The organism is Burkholderia multivorans ATCC BAA-247 (assembly GCF_000959525.1).
Taxonomy (GTDB): domain Bacteria; phylum Pseudomonadota; class Gammaproteobacteria; order Burkholderiales; family Burkholderiaceae; genus Burkholderia; species Burkholderia multivorans.
The window spans coordinates 161,316-179,518 of the sequence record NZ_CP009831.1 but is presented as its reverse complement, the minus strand read 5'-3'; the positions used below and the strand labels follow the sequence as shown (position 1 = coordinate 179,518).

Genomic DNA, 18,203 nt, shown 5'->3' with positions numbered 1-18,203 from the left:
TCTTCACTGCGACGTGCTGCTCGATGCGAGACATGACGTCTTCGAGTCAATTGGACACGTTCGAAATTCAAAATTTGTGTTTTTCCGCCAACGACTTGGTAATGATTGACAGTCATTCGAAAGGTTTTCGGTAAGCTCCGTTCCGGGTGACCAACGAACGGACGCAGGCCGCGTCGGCGAGAATGAACAAGAATACGCATCGCCTGGTGTATTCCAGGCTTCGCGGTATGGTGGTGGCCGTCGCGGAGACAGCGACGGCCGACGGGAAGTCGGCAACGGGTGAAGCACGCGCGCGGCGGCGGTCGTCGATGTCCGGCGCTCGCGTCGTTGTGGCAGGCGTTGCCGTATTCGGCATGCTGCCGACTCTGTCCGGTGCGCAGATCGTCGCGACGCCGGGTACCAGCACACAGGTGATCCAGACGCCGAACGGCCTGCCGCAGGTCAACGTGGCGCGTCCCTCCAGTGCAGGCGTATCGGTCAACACCTACAACCAGTTCGACGTCCAAAAGGCCGGCGCGATCCTGAACAACTCGGCCACGATGGTTCAGACGCAGCAGGCGGGCTGGATCAACGGCAACCCGAATTACGGCGCCGGGCAGGCCGCGCGGATCATCGTCAATCAGGTCAACAGTCCGAACCCCTCACAAATTCGCGGCGCTTTGGAGATCGCAGGCGCTCGCGCGGAGCTGGTCATTGCTAACCCGTCCGGGATTTTCGTGGACGGTGGAACCTTCCTGAATACCAGCCGCGCGACGCTGACGACCGGCGTGCCGTACTACGGCGCCGATGGTTCGCTCGCCGGCTACAACGTCAACCGCGGGCTCGTGACCGTCTCGGGCGCCGGCCTGAACGCAACCGGTACCGATCAGGTGGACCTTATCGCCCGCGCTGTCCAGGCCAATTCCGCCATCTATGCGAAGAACCTGAACGTGATCGCAGGCGCCGCCCGCGTCAATCACGACACGCTCGCCGCGACGCCGATCGCCGGCGACGGCCCGGCTCCGTCGGTCGCGATCGACGTGAGCCAGCTAGGGGGTATGTATGCCGATCGGATATTCCTCGCGTCGAACGAGTTTGGTGTGGGCGTCGCCAACGCCGGCGCCATCGCCGCGCAGGCAGGCGATCTGACGCTGCAGTCGAATGGCCGACTCGTCCTCACCGGCAACACCACGGCAAGCGGCAATATGGCGCTGTCGGCCTCGGGTGGCATCGAGAACAGCGGCACGACCTACGCGCAGCAATCGCTGTCGGCGAGCACGGCCGCCGATCTCACGAACAGCGGCACGCTCGCGGCGCAGCAAAATACAACGGTCAACGCTGGCAGCGTCAACTCCACCGGCACGCTCGGCGCCGGCGTGAACAACGACGGTTCCGTCACGCACGGCGGCGACCTGAACCTGACGGCGTCGGGCCAGCTGACCGCGACCGGCCAGAATGTGGCGGGCGGCCATGCGTCGCTGACGGGCGGCAGCGTGAATCTCGCCGGCAGCCGGACGGCGACGAACGGCAATCTGTCGCTGAACGCGACGGCCGGCGACGTGAACCTGTCGAACGCGACGACGAGCGCGCAGGGTGCCATTCAGGCGAACGCATCGGGCACCGTGATCAACGATCACGGCAGCCTGTCGAGCGGCGGCGGCATGACGTTGACTGGCGGCAATCTGTCGAACCAGGGCGGCAAGGTCTCGTCGCAGGGCAAGCTGTCGGTGAACGTGGCCGGCCAGATCGCAAACCAGTCGGGCGAACTGATCTCCGAAAGCACGGCGGACATACATGGCGGTGCGATCGCAAACAACCAGGGCGCGATTCAAAGCGCGGCCGGCATGACGGTGGCCGGTGCGTCACTGGACAACACGGCGGGCCGGATCACGTCGCTCAATGGCGACGGGCTATCGGTGACGACGAGTGGCCAATTGCTCAACGCAGCGGGCACGACGGCGAACGGCGCACAAGGCGGCGTTATCGGCGGTAACGGCGATGTGTCGGTCCAGGGCGCAAACGTTGTCAATCGCGGCGCGATCACGTCCAACACGAATCTGCGGGTATCGGGTCAGTCGGTCGACAACGGCAGCGGCACGCTGCAGGCTGCGCAAAAGGTAGCTGTCGATGCGGGCGCGCGCCTCATCAACAACGGCGGCTCGATCGTCGGTCAGACGGCCGCGCTGACTGGCACGACGCTCGAGAATAGCGCGGGTGCCGTACACGCCAACCAGATGTCGTTGAACGCGACCGATCTTGTGAACCACGGCGGCACGATCACGCAGAGCGGGGCCGGCGCGATGAGCGTGAACGTGTCGGGCACGCTCGACAACTCGAATGGCGGTACGCTGCAAACCAACAGTACCGATCTGACGCTCGCGCCTGCCGCGCTCGTCAACGATGGCGGCACGATCACGCATTCGGGCAACGGCACGCTGACGCTCGGCGGCGGTGCGGGGTCGGTATCGAACGTGGGCGGTTCGGTCGCCAGCAACGGACGCATCGTCGCGCAAACCGGCGCGCTGAACAACACGTCGGGCTCGATCAACACGCAGAACGGACTGACGGCGTTCGTCGGCGGCACGCTGAACAATGCGAACGGCAAGCTGTTGTCGAACACGGAGCTGAGCATCACCAGCGGTACGCTGGCGAACGACGGCGGCCAGATCGGTGCGAGTACGAACGCGACGATCCACACAGGCTCGATGACGAACCGGGACGGCTCGATCGTTGCACCGAGCCTGTCGGTCATCGCCGATTCAACGCTCGACAACAGCGGCGGCAAGCTCGAGGCGAATCAGCTTGCGCTGACGGCAGCGAATCTGATGAACCACGGTGGCACGATCACGCAGTATGGATCGTCGGCGATGCGGATGAACGTCAGCGGCACGCTCGACAACTCGGCTGCCGGCGTGATTCAGACCAACAGCACGGACCTGACGCTCACGCCGGCCGAGCTGAACAACGCGGGCGGCACCATTACGCATGCCGGCACCGGCACGCTGACGATTGCGCCGGGCGATGGCGCCAGCGCGCTCGACAACGCGTCGGGCACCATCGTGACGAAGGGGCAAGCGATCGTCAACGCGGCGTCCTGGAATAACGCGAGCGGTATCCTCGCCGCGCAGCGCGGCATCGACGCGACGATTGCGGGCGACGTGAACAATGCGCAGGGCTTGCTGCGATCGGATGCATCGCTGTCGTTGAAGAGTGGCGGCGCTCTGTCAAACCGAGGCGGCCACATCCAGGCGGGGCAATCGGTTGCGGACGACACCAGCACACTCACCATTCAATCGGCCTCGATCGACAACGCGGACGGCGCCATTGTCGACCTCGGCGCGGGCAAGATGACGGTGCGAGGCGGCAGCCGGATCGCGAACAGCCACGCCGGCGGCGTAGCGGGCATGGGTGCGATTACCGGCAACGGCGATGTGACGGTCAGCGCAGCGTTGATCAGTAACACGCAGGGTGGTCAGCTCAGCGGCGCGTCGCTGCATATTCAAGGCAACACCTTGGACAACAGCAACGGCACGATCGGCAATGTCACGAATTCAAACGGCGACGTCAACGTGACGATGAGCGGCGCCATCATGAATACGAACGGCCAGATCAGCTCGACGCACGATCTGTCGGTCGCGGCGGCGACGCTGCAGGGTGGCGGCACGTACAGCGCAACGCATGATGCGAACGTGAACCTGCAGGGCGACTACACGGCGGCATCCGACACGCAGTTCAACGTCGGTCACAACCTCGCCTTCACGCTGCCCGGCACCTTCACGAACAGCGCAAACCTGCGGTCGGTCAACAACCTCAGCGTCAACGCTGGGAACATCTTCAACGTCGGTGCGTTGACGGCTGGCGGCCTGCTGCACACGCAATCGACCAACCTGACCAATACCGGCGCGCTCGTCGGCGCCAGCGTATCGCTCAACGCGACGAATGCGATCTCGAACCTCGGCCCGACCGCGCTGATCGGTGCATCCGACAGCAACGGCACGCTCGAAATCCTCGCACACGACATCGAAAACCGCGATGACACGACCGCGACCGATTCGATGGCGACGACCGCCGTCGTCGGCATGGGCAAGGTCGTGCTGGCAGGCGGCAAGGACGCGAGCGGCAATTACACGAACGCGGGGCTCGTCAACAACGTCTCGGCGCTGATCCAGTCCGAAGGCGACATGGAATTGCATACGGACAAGATGACGAGCACGCGCCGCGTGATGAAGACGTCCACCAGCCAGATCGATCCCGCATTGCTCGCGCAGTTCGGCATCAGCATGTCCGGATGCGTGGCGATCCACATGGAAGCCTGCTCGGGTCGGGACGTCGGCAAGGTCGACCTGAGCAAGCCCGAAGTGCGCGACCTTTTCCTCGATTTCGTGGGTGGGGTGCCGACCGACCCGCCGCATAGCGGGCAGTGGAACAGCAGCTATCAGAAGACGACCTACTACGCGGACAGCGCGACGGCAACGACGGTAACGGACATCAGCCCGGCCGCCCAGATCGTGTCGGGTGGCAAGATCGATGCATCGCCGGTCGGTACGCTGCAAAACTACTGGAGCAACATCGCGGCCGTGGGCGACATCGAGATGCCGGGGCACTACGACGCGGACGGCTGGGCGGCGTCGGGGCAGAAGCTGCCGGGCGTGACGGTCTCCTACTCGGGCCAGTATCACTACAACAACTACGACAACACCGAACACGACTGGCGGTTGCCGTTCGGCAACGCGCCGTTCGTCGGCAGCCGCCCGGGCGGCTATACGCAGGCGGCACCGGCATCGATCAAGGATTACACGCTGCCCGGTTACTTCTCGACGATGAGTTCGAACGGCACGATTTCGGGTACGGGTGTCAGCGTCAGCAACACGGCCGGTAGCGCATCGATTCCACCGCTTGGCTTGCTGCCGGGACAGTCGGTGCCGGGGCTCATGCCGACCAACCTGAGCGGTAACGCGAGCGGAGTGAAGTCGGATGCATCGTCGGTGCACGGCGGTCCGCCGGCGCCGGTCGATCCGATCATCGCCAGCACGACGGCGCTGAACGTGCTGAACAATCTGGCGATTCCGCAAGGCGGGCTGTTCAAGCCGACCACTGCGCCGAATGCGAACTACGTGATCGAGACGAACCCGGCATTCACGAACCAGAAGAACTTCATTTCGAGCGACTACTTCTTCGGCCAGCTCGGCGTCGATCTCACGCATATTCCGAAGCGGCTCGGCGACGGTTTCTATGAACAGCAGTTGGTGCGCAATCAGGTGACGGCGCTGACCGGCAAGGCCGTGTTGGGGCCGTACGCCGACCTGCAGACGATGTACCAATCATTGATGACGGCCGGCGCGGATCTGTCGAAGTCGCTCGATCTGCCGATGGGCGCAAGCCTGTCGGCCGAGCAGGTGTCGAAGCTGACCGGCAACGTGATCATGATGGAAACCCGCGTGGTGGATGGCCAGTCGGTGCTCGTGCCGGTCGTGTATCTCGCGCAGGCGAACCGGCAGAATGTGAACGGCCCGCTGATCAGCGCGACGAATATCGATCTCAAGAACGCGCAGTCGTTCACGAACAGCGGCACGATCAAGGCGGACAACACGCTGGCCATCCAGGGCAAGCAGATCGACAACGCGTTCGGCGCGCTGCAAAGCGGCGGGCTGATGTCGCTGAAGACGGAGAACAATATCGACCTGACGTCGGCGAACGTGAAGGCCGGTAGTCTGCAGCTCGACGCCGGCAAGGACCTGATTCTCGATACGGCGACGAAGACGAACACACGCGTGAGCCGTGACGGTGCGACGAGCGTAGTGACGACGCTCGGGCCGACGGCGAAGCTCAATGTCACGGGCGACGCATCGATCGTCACGGGCGGCAACTTCCAGCAGAACGCAGGCAACCTGTCGGTCGGCGGCAATCTCGGCATGAACGTCGGCGGCAACTGGGATCTCGGTGCGGTGCAGACCGGCGAGCACAAGATCGTGCAGCGGGCGAACGGCGTGTCGAATACCGATATCAACAAGGTCACCGGAAGCTCTGTGACGGTCGGCGGGCAGTCGAACGTCGTTGTGAGCGGCGATCTGACGGCCAAGGGCGCGCAGATCGACCTCGGGCAGGGTGGCACGCTCGCTGCCAAGGGCAACGTGACGCTCGGCGCGGCGAGCACGACGTCGACGGTAAACAGCAACAGCTCGGGTAGCGACAGTCACGGTAGCTACGCGGATAGGCTGCACACGTCGGATCAGACGCTCACAGGCACGACGCTCAAGGGCGGCGACACGGTGAATATCGTATCGGGCAAGGACATCACGCTGTCCGGCAGCGCGATCAGCCTCGACAAGGGCAACGCGAACCTGCTGGCGGCAGGCGATGTGAATGTCGGCGCGGTAACCGAAACGCATGAATTCAACTCGCACGAAACGCACAGCCATAGCAATGTGGTGAGCGGCGTGAAGGTGGCGAGCGGGGTCGATCAGACGATGACGCTCAATCGCGGCAGTCTGGTGTCGGCGGACGGCGTGAACATCGTCAGTGGAAAGGACGTCAATGTTCAGGGCAGCACCATCGTCGGAACGAATGATGTAACGCTCACGGCCGCGCGCAACGTGACCGTGACGACGTCGCAGGACACCTTGCAGTCGTCGAGCTACTACAACAAGAAGGAATCCGGGCTGATGTCGGGCGGGGGACTGGCGGTGTCAGTGGGCAGCAGTTCGCTGAAGACTGCCAGCCAGACGACCGAGGTGTCGAACAACGGCAGCACAATCGGTTCGCTGAAGGGCAACCTGAGCATCACGGCTGGCAACGATTTGCACCTGACCGGCAGCGACCTGATAGCAGCGAAGAATCTCAGTGGCACAGGCGCGAACGTGACGATCGACTCCGCGCAGGACACGAACCGCCGCGGCGAGACGCAGGAGGTCTCGAAGAGCGGCCTGACGCTGGCACTGAAGGCACCGGTGATCGACGCGGTGTCGAACGCCGTTGGTCAATCGCGTGCGTCCGGCAATAGCCAGGATGGCCGGGCAGCGGCGCTGCACGGGATGGCCGCGGCGAGCGCCGCGTGGGATGCGAACGTGGCTGCGGGCGATGTGGTCCGGGCGTTGGGAGCGGGTGAAACGCCCCAGTTCAAGGTCGAAATCAGCGTCGGCAGCAGTCACAGCAAGAGCGCGTTCTCCGAGGACAGCGTGACGAATCGCGGCTCGAATGTGAATGCAGGCGGGACGGTGGCGTTTGCGGCAACCGGCAACGGTCAGGCTGGCAGCGGCAATGTGACGATCGCCGGCTCGAACGTGAACGCGAACGATGTGATCCTGGCCGCGAAGAATCAGGTCAATGTCGTCAACACGACAGACACCGACTCGACGCGTAGTACGAATGAATCGAAGAGCGCGAGCGTGGGCGTATCGGTCGGGACCGGCGGGTTCGGTGTTTCCGCGGCGATGTCGAAGGCGAACGGCGACGGCAACAGCGATCTGGCCATGCAGAACAACAGCCATGTAACCGCCGCAAACAATGTGACGATCATCTCCGGCGGCGATACGAACATCATCGGCTCGAACGTGAAGGGTAATCAGGTGAACGCCGACGTGGGCGGGAATCTGAACATCGTCAGCGTGCAGGACACGCTGACGAGCGCGGTGCATCAGTCGAGTTCGGGTGGCGGCTTCAGCATCAGCCAAGGTGGCGCCAGCGCGAGCTTCAGCCAGAGCAAGGGTAATGCGTCGGGCAGTTATGCGGGCGTCAACGAGCAAGCCGGAATTCATGCGGGCGATGGCGGCTTCAATATCAACGTCACCCGCAATACCGACCTGAAGGGCGGGCTGATCGCGAGCGACGCGGCTGCGTCGAAGAATTCGCTGACGACAGGCTCGCTGTCCTTCTCGGACGTTCAGAACCAGTCACATTACGATGCGCGCTCGAGCGGCTTCAGTGCGGGTGCGACGACCGGCGACGGCGGGATGAACTACAGCACGCACGGCAGCACGTCGGGCAAGAATGCGGGGGGCGCCGCGCCCATGCTTGGCCAGAATGACAGCGGCAGCGATAGCGCGACGACGAAGAGCGGCGTGAGTGCGGGGACGGTGACGATCACGGATTCGGCAAACCAGAAGCAGGATGTGGCCAGCTTGAATCGCGATACGACGAACACGAACGGGACGGTCGCCAAACTTCCGGACATGCAGAACCTGCTGGCCAACCAGTCGGACATGATGGCGGCGGCCAGCGCGGCTGGCGAAGCGGTATCGCGCCGAATCGGGGACTACGCGGACAAGATGATGAAAGATGCTGCAGCCAATGGCGACCAGGCCGGTGTGGACGCATGGAAGGAAGGCGGAGCGAACCGTGCGCTGATGCAAGGTGCGGGTGCGGCGCTGGTAACGGGGTTGGCGGGCGGCAACGCGGTCGGTGGCGCAGCTGGCGCGGCGATTGCATCGATCGCGTCGGGCAAGCTGAACGAACTGAGCAGCGCGATCGCAGGCAGCGATCCGACCGGCAACGCCAACATAAATCAGGCGCTGGGCAACATTGTGGCGAACGCGCTTGCGACGGGGGCCGGCGGCGTCGTGGGTGGTGAATCGGGGGCGTTCTCGGGATATAACGTTGATCGGTTCAATCGACAGTTGCACGACAATGAAAAGAAAGCAATTGCCGAGAAGGCCGGGAAGGACAAGGCGGAGCAAGAGAAGCTGACGCGCGCAGCGTGCTATGCGGTGAAGTGTTGGGCAGAATACCCGGAAGGGAGCGCGGAGCGGAACAAGAACTTCGTGAGTGAAGTTGAGGTGGCTTCGCTGGGTCCGGAGCTGGATTGGGTAAATCGGCAAAAGGAAGCGGGTTTGTTCGATTACACACCGATGCAGAAGGTTGGCGATGCGTTGAGGAACGATCCGGTTGGAGTCGCGAAGGATACCGCTAAGGTCGTTGTTGGTGGTCTGACGGTAAAGACGGGCGCGGGACTTTGTGCAAGCGGTCTCGGTTGTACTCTCGGCGGTGGAGGAATAATCGTTTTTGGATTGGGTGATATGGCAGAAGGTGCGGATGGTCTTTACAACCGTTACAACGGAACTAGTTCACCTGGTGTGAATCCTGCGCGGTATGGGTTTAATGAGGCATTGCCCGCTGGTTGGGGGAATGTTGTATATGACGGGTTGAATTTGGTAGCTGCGATTGCGGCGCTGAAAGCGCCAGTCCCGCTCAAGATGGGTAATGCTGATGGTCTGAATCGTCCGGGATCCATGTTTGATGTGACCGTACCGCGTATCAATAACAATACCTTGATTCCATTCATTAACCAAGCGGCACCATACGGCACGACGCAGGGCATTTTGCTGTTTGGTGTTGGTTCGAAGGGAGCAACGGTCATCAATGATGTTCACCGCGCAGGAGAGCAGAAATGAATTGGCGGCGGCTCTATGCGACAGCTCAAATATGGCTCATGGTTTGCTTGGTTTCGATTTTTAGTACAGGATGCTATACGGTCGTTTTGATTGGTATTTGTCGGAAACTGATGGGGCTGAGCGATGGCGTCTCTGCATTTTCTATAGGCCTTCCATTCTTTATTGTTTTTCTCGTTTTACACATTCGATTTTTTCCGAAGCCGTTGCGTAAGGCCGGGATGTTGAGCGATGATCCATCGAAATTCGGCCCGTGGTTCAAGTCTGAGAGTAAAAGCTAAAACGGCGGTCCCGGCGCATACCGGGCTCCGTGTTTATGCAAACTTCGCGCCTTCGACTTGAGTATGGTCGATTAGTAGCTGAGATTTTTATCCCTACAATCTCGCTCCTGTCGGCGGTGTTGCCAGTGCTGAAAGCGGCACGAAAGCGATAAACGATGCCAAATCTCGGATTGGGAAATGAAGAAATACTTAGATTGATTGCTTTATATTTGGCTGCTTTCTTGCTGTCGTTTCTGTGCTTTGTCTCCATAAAGGCATTCGTAATGATTTTTGTGGCCTATTTTTATGGTGGCGGTTTCTTGTGGGCGAGCAACGATACGAGATTCGTTTTAGTGAATGGTGTTCTGTTGGGGCTTGTTTTTTTGCGTTTTCGCAACGGTGGCTTTTGTGCGAAAAAATGGTTCGTGATGCCGTTGTGAAATCCTATTCAATCGGCATTTGCGCGATGTTGTTGTGTATATCAATCGGGTCGGGCCGGGATGAAGATTGCACGCAAATCGATTGGAAGTGATGCGTTGATAGCAGGTACGTTTCAGCCCTAGTACACGATCGCATATCTAGAAAAACATATGAAAACTATTCGCCGGGGGAATTCTGCTGCGGCAGCACTGCTGTTTATCGCGACCAGTGTGTCAGCGCAGGAAGCGCCGCGCCTGACCGTTCCGGGCAACGACCAGCAATCCCGACAGCAAGAAGAGGCACGTGAGCGCGAGCGAGCCGTCTCCGCGCCCGGGGTACGATCGAACGTGACGGCCAGCTCAGGGTATCCAGCGCTGCCGTCCGAAACACCGTGCTTTCGCATTGACCGTTTCGCCCTCGACGTACCCGATGCGCTGCCTGCTTCCCTGAAATCGCAAGGCGCGTCGACATTGCCGATGGACCGCTTCGCCTTCGCGCGCGAATGGCTCGAGCACTACACTGGCCAGTGCATCGGCAAACAGGGGCTCGACATGCTAGTCAAGGGCTTGTCGCAAGCGATCCTGGCGCGCGGATACGTCACGACGCGCGTGCTGCTGCCCGAACAGGATCTGTCGACCGGCACCCTCAAGTTTTCTTTGATTCCCGGCGTGGTCCGCCACGTGCGCTTCGCCGACGACAAGCTCCGCGGCACCTGGAAAACCGCCTTTCCGACCCGCGACGGCGACCTGCTGAACCTGCGCGATCTCGAACAAGGCCTCGAACAAATGAAGCGCGTATCTAGCCAGGACGTGTCGATGCAGATCATTCCGGCCGACGTGCCCGGCGAAAGCGACGTCGTGCTCGACGTGAAGCGCGGCAAGCCGTGGTCGGTCGTTGCATCCGTAGACAACTCCGGCACACGCGCGACCGGCAAGCTGCAGGGCAACCTGTCGCTCGGCATCGACAACCCGCTCGGCTTGAACGACATCTTCAACGTCGGCGTGAGTCAGGATCTCGAACTAGGCGACAAGCGCCTCGGCTCGCACGGCTGGAACGGCTTCTACTCGATCCCGTGGGGCTACTGGACGGCGACGCTTTCGGCCTACACGAACACGTACTACCAGCAGATCGCCGGCGTGAACCAGACGTTCATCGCGAGCGGCAATTCGAAGACGGTCGACTTCAAGCTGAACCGCGTGCTGTCGCGTAGCCAGAACGACGTGTTCGGTGCACAGTTCCGGCTGTCGCGCCGCTTCGGGCAAAGCTTCATCGAAGACACCGAGATCCCGCAACAGCGCCGCAACAACACGTTCGTGGAGTTCGGCCTGACCGATCGCCACTACTTCGGCAACGCGCAGTTCGACGGCACGCTCGCGTACCGGCAGGGCATCGGCGCATTCGGCGCGCAGGACGACATGCTGGCAGCCGATGGCGGCCCGACCTACCGCTACAAGATGGCCGTGCTCGATGCGAACCTGTCGGTGCCGTTCGCGATCGCGCAGCAGCCGCTTCGCTACGTCACGACATTCCACGGCCAGTACACCGGCAACACGCTCTACTACATCGACGACCTGACGATCGGCAGCCGTTACACGGTACGCGGCTTCGACGGCGAGACGATGCTGGCGGCTTCTCGCGGTTTCTACTGGCGCAACGAGCTTCAGGCACCGATCGGGCAGACGGGAATGGCGATCTACGGGGGGCTCGACTATGGCCGAGTGTGGGGCCCGCAGCCGGTCGTGCTGGTCGGCACACAACTGGCAGGCGCGGTGATCGGCATGAAGGGCAGCGTCGCCACGCGTTTCGGCGCCTACGGCTACGACCTGTTTGCCGGCACGCCGCTCTACAAGCCGTCCGGTTTCCCGACGGCGCGCGTGACGATCGCTTTCCAGGCCTCGGCACAGTTTTGACGAGAGTGCCGGCGCACCAGGATGCGCCGGCAGCCTTCCTACACCCCCACTCCGTAAACCGTCCTTGCCGCCGCCCGAATCGCATCGGTCATCACCTCCACCGCCGGCGACGGCAGCCGATCCGTGCGCGTGATGATCCCGAAGTCGTCCATCCGGCAATCCATCTCCAGCGGCAGCACGCTGACGATTCCGTGGCGCGCGTAGTAGTGCGCCACGTCCTCGGCAACGACCGCAATCATGTCGCTCTGTTCGAGCAGCTGCGTGATGAACAGCAGCGCGGCCGTCTCGACGACGTTCGCCGGCGGCGCGAGGCTCGCGCGCTGGAACACGAGTTCGAAGCGATGGCGCAGCACGCTGCCGGCCGGCGGGACGATCCACGCGGCGCGCTGCACGTCGGCGAGCGCGAGCGGCGCATCGGCGAGCAGCGGATGGCCCGTGCGGACGACGGCCGCAACCGGCTCGCCGGTCAACGGCTCGTAGCGCAGATGCAGCTTGTCGTGCTCGGCGGACAGCCGGCCGAGCACGATGTCGAGCTTTTCCTGTGCGAGATGTTCGAGCAGCGCGAGGCTCGTGTCGATTTCGACGGAGATGCGGATGTTCGCGTGCGACGCCTTCACGTCGGCGACGGCGGCCGGCACGATCCGCAGCCCCGGCGACGTGATCGCGCCCACCGCAACGTGACCGAGATGCCCGGACTTCAGCGCGGCCAGCTCCTCCCTCGCCTGATCGAGGCTGCCGAGCGCGGCGCGCGCGTGGCGGATCAGCGCGTCGCCGTACAGCGTCGGCCGCATTCCGCGCGGCAGCCGCTCGAACAGCACCGCGCCGATCGACTCCTCCAGCTCGCGCAGCAGCTTCGACGCAGCGGGCTGCGTCATGTTCAGCGCGGCGGCCGCGCGGTGAATGCTGCCCTCGTCGGCAAGCGCGACGACGAGCAGCAACTGGCGGGTCTTCAGGCGGGAACGGTTTCCCCACGGACTGGCGTCGGGCATCGTACGGGTTTATATCAATGTCTGATTCGATATGGGAAACGGCGAAAACGTCATTGGTAGGTTATCAAAATTCTCCCTAGACTGCGCCGGTATCTCGCCTCCACAGGATTGACGATGTCGGCAACGAAACCCAGGCTGCGCTCCGCTCAATGGTTCGGCACCAACGACAAGAACGGCTTCATGTACCGGAGCTGGATGAAGAATCAGGGCATTCCCGATCACGAATTCGACGGCCGGCCGATCATCGGCATCTGCAATACGTGGTCCGAACTGACGCCGTGCAACGCGCATTTTCGCAAGCTCGCCGAGCATGTGAAGCGCGGGATTTTCGAGGCGGGCGGGTTCCCGGTCGAGTTCCCGGTGTTCTCGAACGGCGAATCGAACCTGCGTCCGTCCGCGATGCTCACGCGCAATCTTGCATCGATGGACGTCGAAGAGGCGATCCGCGGCAACCCGATCGACGCGGTCGTGCTGCTCGCCGGCTGCGACAAGACGACGCCCGCGCTGCTGATGGGCGCCGCGAGCTGCGACGTGCCGGCGATCGTCGTATCGGGCGGCCCGATGCTGAACGGCAAGCTGGAAGGCAAGAACATCGGCTCCGGCACGGCGGTGTGGCAGCTGCACGAAGCGCTGAAGGCCGGCGAGATCGATCTGCATCATTTCCTGTCGGCCGAAGCCGGGATGTCGCGCTCGGCCGGCACCTGCAACACGATGGGGACCGCGTCGACGATGGCGTGCATGGCCGAAGCGCTCGGCGTCGCACTGCCGCACAACGCGGCGATCCCGGCCGTCGATTCGCGCCGCTACGTGCTCGCGCACATGTCGGGCATCCGCATCGTCGAGATGGCGCTCGAAGGGCTCGTGCTGTCGAAGGTGCTCACGCGTGCGGCGTTCGAGAACGCGATCCGCGTGAACGCGGCGATCGGCGGGTCGACGAACGCGGTGATCCATCTGAAGGCGATCGCCGGCCGCATCGGCGTGCCGCTCGAACTGGAGGACTGGATGCGCATCGGCCGCGACACGCCGACGATCGTCGATCTGATGCCGTCCGGACGCTTCCTGATGGAGGAGTTCTATTACGCGGGCGGCCTGCCGGCCGTGCTGCGCCGGCTCGGCGAAGGCGGCCTGCTGCCGCATCCGGATGCGCTGACGGTCAACGGCAAGACGCTCTGGGACAACGTGCGCGACGCGCCGAACTACGACGACGAAGTAATCCGCCCGCTCGACCGTCCGCTGATCGCGGACGGCGGGATCCGCATCCTGCGCGGCAATCTGGCGCCGCGCGGCGCGGTGCTGAAGCCGTCCGCGGCGAGCCCCGAGCTGCTCAAGCATCGCGGCCGCGCGGTCGTGTTCGAGAACTTCGATCACTACAAGGCGACGATCAACGACGAAGCGCTCGACGTCGACGCGAACTCGGTGCTCGTGCTGAAGAACTGCGGGCCGCGCGGTTATCCGGGGATGGCCGAGGTCGGCAACATGGGCCTGCCGCCGAAGCTGCTGCGGCAGGGCGTGAAGGACATGGTGCGGATCTCCGACGCGCGGATGAGCGGTACCGCATACGGTACGGTCGTGCTGCACGTCGCGCCGGAGGCGGCCGCGGGCGGCCCGCTCGCGGCGGTGCGCAACGGCGACTGGATCGAACTGGATTGCGAGGCCGGCACGCTGCATCTCGACATTCCGGACGACGAACTGCAGCGCCGGCTCTCCGACGTCGATCCGGCGGCCGCGCCGGGCGTCGCCGGGCAGGCGGGCAAGGGCGGCTATGCGCGGCTGTATCTCGATCACGTGCTGCAGGCCGACGAAGGCTGCGACCTGGACTTCCTGGTCGGCACGCGCGGTGCGGAGGTGCCGAGCCACTCGCACTGAACGCATGGCACGAGGCGACGCGAGGCGGCACGACGCGAAACGACACAGACCGGCGACAACGCCGGCATGCACATCGATGGAGACAGGATGACGACGACGCAGCACACGTCCGCGGCATCGGCCGCGGCCCCGTCCGGCCCGGCGGCAGCCGTCGACGAACGGCAACTGATGGGACTGCTCACGCGCAGGCTCGTGCCGTTTCTCGCGCTGATCTACGTGGTCGCATATGTCGACCGCACGGTCGTCGGCTTCGCGAAGCTGCACATGAACGCGGCCGTCGGGCTGAGCGACGCGGCATACGGGCTCGGCGCGGGCCTGTTCTTCATCGGCTACTTCCTGTGCGAAGTGCCGAGCAACCTCGCGCTGGGCCGCTTCGGTGCGCGCGTGTGGTTCGCGCGGATTCTCGCGACGTGGGGCGTGATCACGATGGCGATGGCGCTGGTGCGCGGCCCCACGAGCTTCTACGTGCTGCGCTTTCTGCTCGGCGCAGCCGAAGCCGGACTGTATCCGGGCATCCTCTATTTCCTGACGCAGTGGTTTCCGATGCGCGACCGTGCGCGCGTGATCGGACTGCTCGTGCTTGCGCAGCCGGTCGCGGGCATCGTGACCGGCCCGCTCGCCGGCTGGCTGCTGTCGACGCACGGCCTGTTCGGCATGTCGAACTGGCAGACGCTGTTCGTCGCGAGCGGGCTGCCGGCCGTGCTGCTCGTGTGGCCGACGCTGCGCGTGCTGCCCGAATCGCCGGAGCGCGCGCGCTGGCTCGACGACGCGCAGCGCCGCTGGATCGCGCGCGAGCTCGCGGCCGACCGCGACACCTACCGGCCCGACGCGCATCGCAATCCGCTCGCGGCGCTGCGCGACCGGCGCGTGCTGCTGCTCGCCGCGCTGTTCCTGCCGTTCCCGCTCTGCATCTACGGGCTGTCGCTGTGGCTGCCGACGATCATCAAGGCGTTCGGCACCGGCGATGCGGCGACCGGGCTGCTGTCGGCGGTCCCGTACCTGTTCGCCGTGGTCGGGCTGCTCGTCGTGCCGCGCCATTCCGATCGGACGCGCGAGCGCTATGCGCACATCGTCGTCGTGTCGGCCGCGGCGGCGCTGACGATGGCGGCCAGCGCGTGGGTGCAGCAGCCCGCGCTGCAGTTCCTGTTCATCTGCCTGACCGCGTTTTCGCTCTATTCGATCCAGGCCGTCGTGTGGGCGCTGCCCGGCGAATTCCTGACGGGCACGAGCGCGGCGGTCGGCATCGCGGCGATCAACTCGCTCGCGAATCTCGGCGGCTACGTCGGGCCGTACGGGATCGGCCTGATCAAGCAGGCGACCGGCAGTCTTGCTGCCGGCCTGTACTTTCTCGCGGCGACGCTACTGTTCGCCGTGCTGATCACGTTCGCGGTGCGCGCGGCGCTGCGTGCGCCGCAGCGCGCGGGCGACGCGCTCGCGCGCGAATCGCGGCCGCTTTCCGGCTGACAGCCGTTTCGACTGACGCAGGATCCGAACCATGACATCGAGCCGTACGCCGCGTTACCGCGGCATTTTCCCGGTCGTTCCGACGACCTTCACCGAGACCGGCGAGCTCGACCTCGCGAGCCAGAAGCGCGCGGTCGACTTCATGATCGACGCGGGCTCGGACGGGCTCTGCATTCTCGCGAACTTCTCCGAGCAGTTCGCGCTCGCCGACGACGAACGCGACGTGCTGACGCGCACGATCCTCGAGCACGTCGCCGGCCGCGTGCCGGTGATCGTCACGACGTCGCACTACAGCACGCAGACCTGCATCGCGCGCAGCGTGCGCGCCCAGCAGCTCGGCGCGGCGATGGTGATGGTGATGCCGCCGTATCACGGCGCGACGTTCCGCGTGCCCGAAGCGCAGATCCACGCGTTCTACGCGCGCCTGTCGGACGCCTTGTCGATTCCGATCATGATCCAGGACGCGCCCGCGAGCGGCACGGTGCTGTCCGCGCCGTTTCTCGCGCAGCTGGCGCGCGAGATCGAGCACGTCGCGTACTTCAAGATCGAGACGCCGGGCGCCGCGAACAAGCTGCGCGAGCTGATCCGGCTCGGCGGCGACGCGATCGAAGGGCCGTGGGACGGCGAGGAAGCGATCACGCTGCTCGCCGACCTGCACGCCGGCGCGACCGGCGCGATGACGGGCGGTGCGTATCCGGACGGCATCCGCCCGATCCTCGAAGCGCATCGCGAAGGGCGCCACGACGACGCGTTCGCGCGCTACCAGACGTGGCTGCCGCTGATCAACCACGAGAACCGGCAGTCCGGGATCCTGACCGCGAAGGCGCTGATGCGCGAAGGCGGCGTGATCGCGTGCGAGGCGCCGCGGCATCCGATGCCGGCGCTGCATCCGGACACGCGCGCGGAGCTGATCGCGATCGCGCGCCGTCTCGATCCGCTCGTGCTGCGCTGGGCACGCTGAGCAACGAACCAAGGAGCGCACGATGAGCCAAGTCGTTTCGCTGGGTGTCGTCGGGATCGGCAAGATTGCCCGCGACCAGCATTTGCCGGCGATTGCCGCCGAGCCCGGTTTCGCGTTGACCGCATGCGCGAGCCGTCATGCGGAAGTCACCGGCGTGCGGAACTATCCGGATCTGGGCGCGCTGCTGGCCGGCGAACCCGAGCTCGCCGCCGTGTCGCTGTGCGCGCCGCCGCAGGTGCGCTACGCGCAGGCGCGCGCGGCGCTGAACGCCGGCAAGCACGTGATGCTCGAGAAGCCGCCGGGCGCGACGCTCGGCGAAGTGGCCGCGCTCGAGGCGCTCGCGCAGTCGCGCGGCCTCACGCTGTTCGCAACCTGGCATTCGCGCTGTGCGAGCGCGGTCGAACCGGCGCGCGCATGGCTCGCGACGCGCGAGATCCGCGCGGTGCAGGTGCGCTGGAAGGAGGACGTGCGACGCTGGCATCCGGGGCAGCAATGGATCTGGGAGCCGGGCGGTCTCGGCGTGTTCGATCCGGGCATCAACGCGCTGTCGATCGTCACGCGGATTCTGCCGCGCGAGCTCGTGCTGCGCGAGGCGACGCTCGTCGTGCCGAGCGACACGCAGACGCCGATCGCGGCCGAGCTCGAATGCGCGGATACCGAGGGCGTGCCCGTGCATGCGGAATTCGACTGGCGCCACGGCCCGGTCGAGCAATGGGAGATTGCGGTCGACACGGCCGACGGCGTGCTCGCGATCAGTGCGGGCGGCGCGAAGCTGTCGATCGCGGGCGAGCCGGTCGAAGTCGGGCCGGCGCGCGAGTATCCGGCGCTCTATGCGCAGTTTCATGCGCTGATCGCGCGCCGCGAAAGCGACGTCGACGTGCGGCCGCTGCGGCTCGTCGCCGACGCGTTCCTGTTCGGCCGCCGCGTCGACACCGAAGCGTTCGGCCGCTGAGCGCGGCGGCCGCACGCGC

At 64.4% G+C, this 18,203-nt stretch carries 8 protein-coding genes; 7 read left to right on the top strand and 1 reads right to left on the bottom strand.

What is annotated here, in order from left to right; translation table 11 throughout:
• Positions 1-182 precede the first annotated feature (182 nt).
• The 3 genes from NP80_RS03115 (at position 183) to NP80_RS03110 (ending at position 11,952) form a co-directional block, all read left to right on the top strand.
• Positions 183-9,365: a hemagglutinin repeat-containing protein gene (locus tag NP80_RS03115; RefSeq protein WP_152034328.1), complete on the top strand. Its 9,183-nt coding sequence runs from the start codon at positions 183-185 to the stop codon at positions 9,363-9,365.
• Positions 9,366-9,798: 433 nt separating this feature from the next.
• Positions 9,799-10,062 (top strand): hypothetical protein, encoded by a 264-nt coding sequence (locus NP80_RS30625; protein WP_139094072.1) that lies wholly within the window; start codon positions 9,799-9,801, stop codon positions 10,060-10,062.
• A 150-nt stretch (positions 10,063-10,212) separates the two neighbouring features.
• Entirely contained in the window at positions 10,213-11,952 is a 1,740-nt protein-coding gene (locus NP80_RS03110; RefSeq protein ID WP_006408510.1) for a ShlB/FhaC/HecB family hemolysin secretion/activation protein, read from the top strand.
• Between the two features lie 38 nt (positions 11,953-11,990).
• On the opposite strand, the gene NP80_RS03105 is transcribed toward NP80_RS03110, so the two are convergent.
• The gene (locus tag NP80_RS03105; RefSeq protein ID WP_006404688.1) at positions 11,991-12,941 is read right to left on the bottom strand and encodes a LysR substrate-binding domain-containing protein; all 951 of its coding nucleotides are present in this window, start codon (positions 12,939-12,941) and stop codon (positions 11,991-11,993) included.
• Positions 12,942-13,055: 114 nt separating this feature from the next.
• Between NP80_RS03105 and NP80_RS03100 the strand changes: the two genes are divergently transcribed.
• The 4 genes from NP80_RS03100 to NP80_RS03085 all read left to right on the top strand — a co-directional run bounded on the left by NP80_RS03100 (position 13,056) and on the right by NP80_RS03085 (position 18,184).
• On the top strand, positions 13,056-14,807 hold the full coding sequence (locus NP80_RS03100) for an IlvD/Edd family dehydratase (protein ID WP_006404689.1): 1,752 nt from the start codon (positions 13,056-13,058) through the stop codon (positions 14,805-14,807).
• A gap of 87 nt (positions 14,808-14,894) precedes the next feature.
• A complete protein-coding gene (locus tag NP80_RS03095; protein WP_006411025.1) occupies positions 14,895-16,271 on the top strand; it encodes an MFS transporter in 1,377 nt (458 codons plus the stop codon).
• Between the two features lie 31 nt (positions 16,272-16,302).
• Positions 16,303-17,232 (top strand): dihydrodipicolinate synthase family protein, encoded by a 930-nt coding sequence (locus tag NP80_RS03090; protein WP_006411020.1) that lies wholly within the window; start codon positions 16,303-16,305, stop codon positions 17,230-17,232.
• Positions 17,233-17,254: 22 nt separating this feature from the next.
• On the top strand, positions 17,255-18,184 hold the full coding sequence (locus NP80_RS03085) for a Gfo/Idh/MocA family protein (protein WP_006404693.1): 930 nt from the start codon (positions 17,255-17,257) through the stop codon (positions 18,182-18,184).
• The last annotated feature ends 19 nt before the right edge of the window (positions 18,185-18,203 follow it).